We start from the raw sequence: 7,577 nt of genomic DNA, 5'->3' as shown, positions 1-7,577 counted from the left end.
CAGCAGTTATTATGCTGCTGTTTACCTCCTGCAGTAAAAAAGATGGCGATGGCCCCGGTGGCGGCAGTAACCATTTTGGTGCAGGCAGCATCTATTACGACTGGTCCGAAGGCGCCGGGCTGGCTATCACCTATAAACTGGACCTCGGCAGCGGCGTAAGGTCAAAAGCGCTTGCCTATGATGCCGACCGGCACGCATGGGATATCAGCCGCGATGGCAGTAAAATGATCCAATCCGTTGGAGATCCCAATGATTATGACGGGGAAATATACCGCATCATTAACATGGCCAATGGCCAAACCATTTCCGAGTTTAAGAAAAAGGGAACAGAACTGAGCAGCTTTACACAACCGTTATTTTCGCCGGATATGAGCCTTATTGCAGTGGAGCCTACCTTCGACAGAGGATTGTTAATACTGGATATGCAGGGAAAATTGATAACAGAAGTAGTAACCATTGGCGGAAAAAAGGTAAAAGGACATATTTGCTGGATGCCGGATAAAAGTATTCTCTGCACCGTTGGAAATGTTATTTACCGGCTGAACAACAGCTATACCTATGGGGATGTGGTGGCCACGCTCAATTTCAGCGACTGGAACCACGTAGCCGTGAGCAACGACGGCAGCAAAATTGCCTTTGCCGGCGGGAAGCATATCTGGCTCATGAATGCAGACGGCAGCGATATGAAACAGGTAACAAGCAGCAACGAGGAAGAAGGCTATCCTGTATTTTCACCCGATGGGAAACACCTGCTGATCGGCACCGATTATGTGGGTGAAAACAATGCCATAGAACGGTGGCAGCTCACTATTATCCCGGCAGACGGGCAACAATATAATGTAAACGACGGCGCGGATAACCGCGTGACACAGATAAAATTAAGAGACAGCGAGAGCACCTGGGAACTTTGCAACGATATTATGGAGTGGCGTTAATACGCTTTATGGCAGGCTGTCTTATCTCCGATATAATTTTCCTTTTTATCAATATTTTTTTATCAACTTCATTCTTTTACCGCAACGAATACCTACCTTCTACCTGAATTTCGGGAATCGAAGCATAATAAACAACCAAAGCAACTTTTTCAGGGCAGGTATTTTTCATGTATAATTATTAGCGGTATGTCAAGTGGGGTGCAAACGCTGAGTGACGGAGAACTGGTATCTATGATAGCGGAGAACAATGAAGCTGCATTTACAGCTTTGTATCACCGTTACTGGGAGTTGTTGCTGGGTATGGCATACAACCGCCTTAAAGACCTGCCTGCGGCGGAAGATATTGTACACGACGTATTTGCCAGTATATGGCGCAACCGGCAGCAGCTACAGGCATCCGATCTGAAAAACTACCTGGCTGCTGCCGTGAAATATATGACCATCGCACATTTCAGGAAAAAGGAATACCGCGATAAATACCGGCAATCCATTGGTGATCCCTGCGATGCTTCCCTCGAAAACAGGTTGCATTACCGGCATCTCCTCCAGCTCATTCATGAAGAAGTGGACAACCTCCCGGAAAAATGCCGGGTGGTTTTCCGCTACAGCAGGCAAAACGGGATGAGTGCAAGGGAAATTGCCCAACACCTGGGCATCAGTCCCAAAACGGTAGATAACCAGCTGAATAAGGCCATCCAGCATCTCCGGCTGAAGATGAAACATATCCTCCACTCCTTCTTCTCTATCTTTTTTTAATTTTTTTGAAGATGCATAGGTAATTTCTGTTTCCCGGCTCACTTATATACTGGCAGGTATATTATCACCTGGATATTTATGCAGGAATTACAAGAAGCCATCAACCATTACCTGGCAGGCAACGCCACTCCTGAAGAGCAACAGCTGGTGAATAAATGGTACTATAGCTTACCGGATGATCTCATTGAGATACCAGCCGGCGAGCAGGCGCTCCGCGAAAAAATACGCGACCGCATTCACCTGCGGCTGCAGCAAACCATTCACGAAAACGCTCCGGCACTGCCTTCCCGTGGCTTTTTTACAGCTACCCGCCTGGCGGCGGCCATCCTGGTAATGATAGGCATGGCCGGAGCTACCTGGTTTTTCCTGGAAATGAGAAAGCGCACAACCGCAAAACAGATAGCCCAAAACAATACCACTCCGGGGAAAGTGATCCCCGGCGGTAATAAGGCCGTACTTACCCTGGCCAATGGCGATACCATCCTGCTCGACAATGCAGACAACGGATTACTCAGCCGGCAGGGCAATACCAAAGTAATTAAGCTCAATAACGGCGCCCTTACTTACCAGGCATCCGGCAGTAACGGCGCCGCGGTATCCTGGAATACCATCACTACTCCCCGTGGCGGCCAATACCGCATTACCCTCCCCGATGGAACGGATGTATGGCTCAATGCCGCCTCCTCCCTTCGCTTTCCTACGGCATTTACAGGCCCGGTACGGGAGGTTAGTCTTGCCGGCGAAGGGTATTTTGAAGTAAGGCCATCCATCGCCGGAAACGGCCGCAAAATGCCATTTATCGTGAAAGTGGCCGGCTATCAGCACCGGGATGAAATGAAGGTCAGGGTATTAGGCACCAAATTCAATATCATGGCCTATAATGATGAAGCAGCCGTAAGCACCTCCCTGCTCGAAGGATCGGTAGCAGCCTCCAATGGGGCCGACAGTGTAATGATAAAACCCGGCCAGCGTGCCAACCTGCCTAACGGGCAATCCCGCTTCAAACTGGGAACAGCCGATTTTAAAGAGATCCTCGCCTGGAAAAACGGGGAGTTCCGCTTCCGCGAAGCCGGTATCAAAGATATTATGCGCCAGCTATGCAGGTGGTATGATGTGGAAGTGGCCTATAAGGGAGATGCCAGCCAGGTAAAGCTCTCCGGCCTTATTCCCAAAACAGAAGACATCTGCGTACTGCTGGATGCCCTGCAGGCCACCGGCAAAGTACATTTCGACATGAAAGGCAGAATAATCACCGTACAACCATTATAAATTCCTGATCATTTACCAGCTAAACCGCCAACACGTATGAAAACATGATGTAGTTCCCGGGGGAAACGAAAAAACCGGAAGCGCTTGCAACACTTCCGGCGAATATCCGGATCCCCTGTTTCGCAGCCACACATATTGACCAACAGAAACTTTAAGCATCCAAACTGTACAAAATTATGGAACAACACTCCATTATCAAAATTCCACTGTGTGCTGAGAAGCGGCGCACACAAATATTCCTGGTTATGAAACTGACTTCCTGTCTGCTTTTACTAACATTTCTTCAGGTAAGCGCTAAAACATTCGCCCAGGCGGTTACCCTGAAAGGCCACCAGATCCCTGTTGAACAGGTATTTGATCATATCCGGGAACAAACCGGGTACGCCTTTGTATTTGATGCCGCCCTGGTAAAAAAAGCACATCCCCTGGAGCTGGATATAAAAAATATGCCGCTGGCAGATGCCCTTCGCGTGATTGCAAACGGCCAGCCCTTTACCTGCGAAATACGTAACAGGATCATCGTGGTAAAGGAAAAACCAGCTGCTCCTCCGGCGCCCGGAAACAGCGCCCCCATGCTGTTACAAACGCTGAACGGATCCATACTGGACGATAAAGGCCAACCCGTGGAAAACGCTACGGTAGTACTGCTGCCGGGCAACAAGGGCGCCCTGTCTGATGCCAAAGGCGCGTTTTCTATCAACGGTGTCACACCCGGCAATTATACCCTGCGCGTGAGCTTTGTAGGCTTCTCTACCTATGAGCAGAAGATCGATCTCAATAAAGATATCAGTAACCTGGTAATTACACTCGTTCCTTCTTCCAGCTCACTCAATGATATTGTGGTGGTGGGATACGGCGCCACTAAAAAATCAGACCTCACAGGGGCGGTAGGTTCCGTTACCTCCGGCCAGATCACCCAGGTAAATGCCGTGTCGAACATTTCACAGGCGCTGCAGGGCCGCGTAGCTGGTGTACAGGTAAACCAGGCCTCCGGACAGCCCGGCGAATTTATGCGGATCAAGATCAGGGGAACCACCTCTATCGGCGCCAGCAGCAACCCGCTTTATGTGGTGGACGGCCTTCCGCTCGATGGCCTCACTGCCCAGCTAAACCCCGATGATATTGAAAGAATGGAAGTACTGAAAGACGCATCCGCCACCGCTATTTATGGCTCCAGGGGCGCCAATGGCGTGGTGATGATCACTACCAAAAGAGGCAAAACAGGAAAAGCCAGGGTGGCTTACAGCGGGTACTACGGACAACAGCAACTCCGTAAAAAAATTGATCTCGTGAACGCACGCGAATTTGCTACTCTGCAGAATGAAGTCGCCAAAAACGATGGTACCCCCCTACCATGGACCAATGCGCAGATAGACTCTCTAAGCAGCAGGGGAAACGACTGGCAAAATCTTGTATACCGCAAAGCCCCCGTGCAGGATCATAACATATCTGTATCCGGCGGCAGCGAAACTACCAAATACTTTACCTCCTTTGGTTATTTCAACCAGGATGGTATCATCGAAAATTCTTCTTTCAAAAGATTCTCCTTCCGCGTAAACCTGGATCAGCAGTTATCAGAACATTTTAATGTTACCTCTAACTTATCACTGCAACAGTCGAAGTACTCCCAGGCCCAATACCAGGGGGCGGAAGGCGGCGGCGGCGTTCCATGGACCACCATGGTGATACCTCCCACGCAGCCGGTGTACAATCCGGATGGTTCATACACCCGCTTTACCGGCGTACCCTGGGGAGAAAGCAACCCGGTAGGCATCTCCAAAGAATTATACCAACCGAGTAACGCTATGCGCATTATCGGTAATGTAGCGCTCAATTATAAAATTGTACCCGGGCTGGTACTGAAACTCTCCGCCGGTATTGATAAGAACGATAGCAAAGATGATTATTATGCACCCGGCACTATTACCATTGGCCGCAGTACGGATAAAGACGGCAACCCGGTATCGGGTATTGCGCACAGAACATTTAACAACAACCTCACCTTCATCAATGAAAATACCCTGAGCTATAACAAAACCTTTGGTGAACATACACTGGATGCGGTGGGCGGTATCACCTACCAGCAAAGCAACAGTGAAGTCACCGCCACCGGCGATGCCAAAGGCTTTATTTCCGATCTTTACAAGAATAATAACATCGGCGCAGCAGCAGTGCCGGCGCAGCCTTCCAGCGGTTACAGCGATTATAAACTGGTATCTTACCTCGGCAGGATCAATTACAATTACAAGGGAAAATACTATGCCACCGTTACGGGTCGTTATGATGGTGCATCCAAGTTTGGCGGGGAAAACAAATTCGCCTTCTTCCCCTCCGCTGCACTGGCATGGAATGTATCACGCGAAGATTTTCTGCGTAACAGCAAAACCGTATCCAACCTGAAACTCCGTCTCAGTTATGGTACTGCCGGTAACCAGGCCATTAATCCATATCAAACACTGGCCACGATGAGCGCCACGGCAGTAGTGTTGAATAATACCCAATACAATGGATTTATTCCTTCCTCGTTAGCCAACCCGGGACTGAAATGGGAAACCACCAAACAACTGGATGCCGGCTTTGATTTCGGCATGCTGGGCGATAGAATTGTGCTTACTGCCGATTACTACCGTAAACGCACCAACGATTTATTACTGTCGGTAAGTCTGCCTTCCTCCAGTGGCTACAGCTCCGTTATTCAGAATGTAGGCGCTATTGAAAACAGGGGTTTTGAATTTCAGCTGAATACAGAAAATATCCGCGGCGCTTTCACCTGGGAATCAGCGCTCACCTTTACCAGGAACCGCACGGAAGTGCTGGACCTTGGCGTAGATGCACAGGGCAATAAGATCACCTACAAGGAAATAGGCGCCGGCGGCAACTGGTTTCCTACCATTGTAGGACAATCGATGATGCAACTGTATGGCTATACCGTGGAAGGCGTGTATCAAACCGACCAGGAAGCCATTGCCAACGGAGAACCCTCCAAACATGCAGGCGACTACAAGTTTAAAAACTGGGACGGAAAAGGTACCGTAAACGACCAGGACGACCGCACCGTGATATCTCACCTGGAACCTAAGTTCACCTTCGGCTTCAACAATAATTTCACTTATAGGAATTTTGATCTCTCTATATTATTGGTAGGTTCCTATGGCAATGATATTGTAAACGAATTCAGGAAGTACAATATCATCATGAATGGGAAATGGACGCCTACCAAAGCTGCATTCGATAACAGGTGGCAGGGGCCGGGTACCAGCAATACCATTGATAAACCTTCAGCGAACAGCGGCAACTCCATCCGTGACTATGCCAATACCTTATGGGTGGAAGATGGCTCCTACCTGCGGCTCAGGGATATCACCATTGGTTATACCTTTTCCGCCAAACAGTTATCATTCGCAAAATTATCCGGCATACGGGTATATGTGAGCGCGCAAAACTGGTTAACGCTCACCAATTACTCAGGCTATGATCCGGAAGTATCATGGGCGGTTCCAACAGTGAATGGTTGGGACAGGGGTAACTACCCTTCCACCAAATCTATTACGGTAGGTGCTAAAGTTAATTTTTAACATTAAAATGTGGAGAGATGAAATCCTGCTTTTTATACTTTGTCATTATATGCGGCGCTTTATTTTTATTTTCTTCCTGTAAGAAAACATTGGAAGAACATCCGCAATCTTCTATCAGCCCGGGTACGTTTTTTACCAACCCCGAAAGTTATGAATCGGCTGTAATTGGTGTATACAGCGACCTGCCCTTATATGTGCCCGAACTGAACGATATGTTCTCTGATATATACGGCACACCACAACCCGGCGAACAGGTGTTGCCCATCTACCAGAACCAGCCGTCTGCCAACTTTTATGCATCCGGTACCGCCTGGAGTAAGCCGTATGGTATGATCAAAAACGCTAACTTCATCCTGGAACAATTGCCGGCAGCGCCTCTCAGTGATGCAAAGAAAACGCAGCTCACTGCAGAAGCCCGCTTTTTAAGAGGCTATGCCTTTTTCTACCTGGTGCAGATGTTCGGAGATGTGCCCATGCCTTTAAAAGCAGCCACCAACTATAAAGATGTGCAACTGCCCCGTACACCACAGGCCGACGTATATGCGCAACTGTTAGCCGACCTGGATTTCGCCGCTGCTAATCTGCCGGAAGCAGCACCGCAACAGGGCCGTGTATACAAATTGGTAGCCACTGCTACCCTGGCAAAAGTTTACCTGGCCATGACGGGTAACCCGCTTCGCAAAACAGAAAACTATGCAAAAGCGCGTGATATGGCACTGGCAGTGATCTCCTCCGGTAAATTCAGCCTGAAAGATAACTATGCCGATGTTTTTCATAACGTAGCTTATACCTCCGAATCTATCTGGGAAAAGCAATACATTCCCGGCAGATCCGGCGGACCAATGCATGGTTATGCCTGTCCTTCTCCCGGCTATCTGCCCATGCTGCTGCCGGCGACCTGGTTTATTGATAGCTATCCTGCCGGCGATCAGCGTAAACAATGGGGTATTAAGATCAATTATCCTTCACCGGCCGGAGGTACATTGCCTCCTTTCTTCACGAAGTTCGTAGATCTGTCGGCTGTTGACCAGAACATTGGCCC

Annotated in this window: 5 protein-coding genes; all 5 read left to right on the top strand. The window is 48.9% G+C overall.

Annotation, left to right across the window (positions count from 1 at the left end; all coding sequences use genetic code 11):
* Positions 1 to 935 (top strand): hypothetical protein (locus VN105_RS11340; RefSeq protein WP_325640893.1); only part of this gene is annotated, 935 nt, incomplete at its 5' end.
* Between the two features lie 186 nt (positions 936 to 1,121).
* On the top strand, positions 1,122 to 1,691 hold the full coding sequence (locus tag VN105_RS11335) for an RNA polymerase sigma-70 factor (protein ID WP_325640891.1): 570 nt from the start codon (positions 1,122 to 1,124) through the stop codon (positions 1,689 to 1,691).
* Between the two features lie 78 nt (positions 1,692 to 1,769).
* Complete coding sequence (locus VN105_RS11330; protein ID WP_325640889.1) at positions 1,770 to 2,960, top strand: FecR family protein; 1,191 nt, start codon at positions 1,770 to 1,772, stop codon at positions 2,958 to 2,960.
* Positions 2,961 to 3,205: 245 nt separating this feature from the next.
* On the top strand, positions 3,206 to 6,535 hold the full coding sequence (locus VN105_RS11325; RefSeq protein ID WP_325640887.1) for a TonB-dependent receptor: 3,330 nt from the start codon (positions 3,206 to 3,208) through the stop codon (positions 6,533 to 6,535).
* A gap of 17 nt (positions 6,536 to 6,552) precedes the next feature.
* The coding region (locus VN105_RS11320) for a RagB/SusD family nutrient uptake outer membrane protein (protein ID WP_325640885.1) at positions 6,553 to 7,577 on the top strand (1,025 nt) is incomplete at its 3' end.

This window comes from Chitinophaga sp. (assembly GCF_035564935.1).
Taxonomy (GTDB): Bacteria; Bacteroidota; Bacteroidia; order Chitinophagales; family Chitinophagaceae; genus Chitinophaga.
This window is presented reverse-complemented; position numbering and strand designations above follow the sequence as displayed.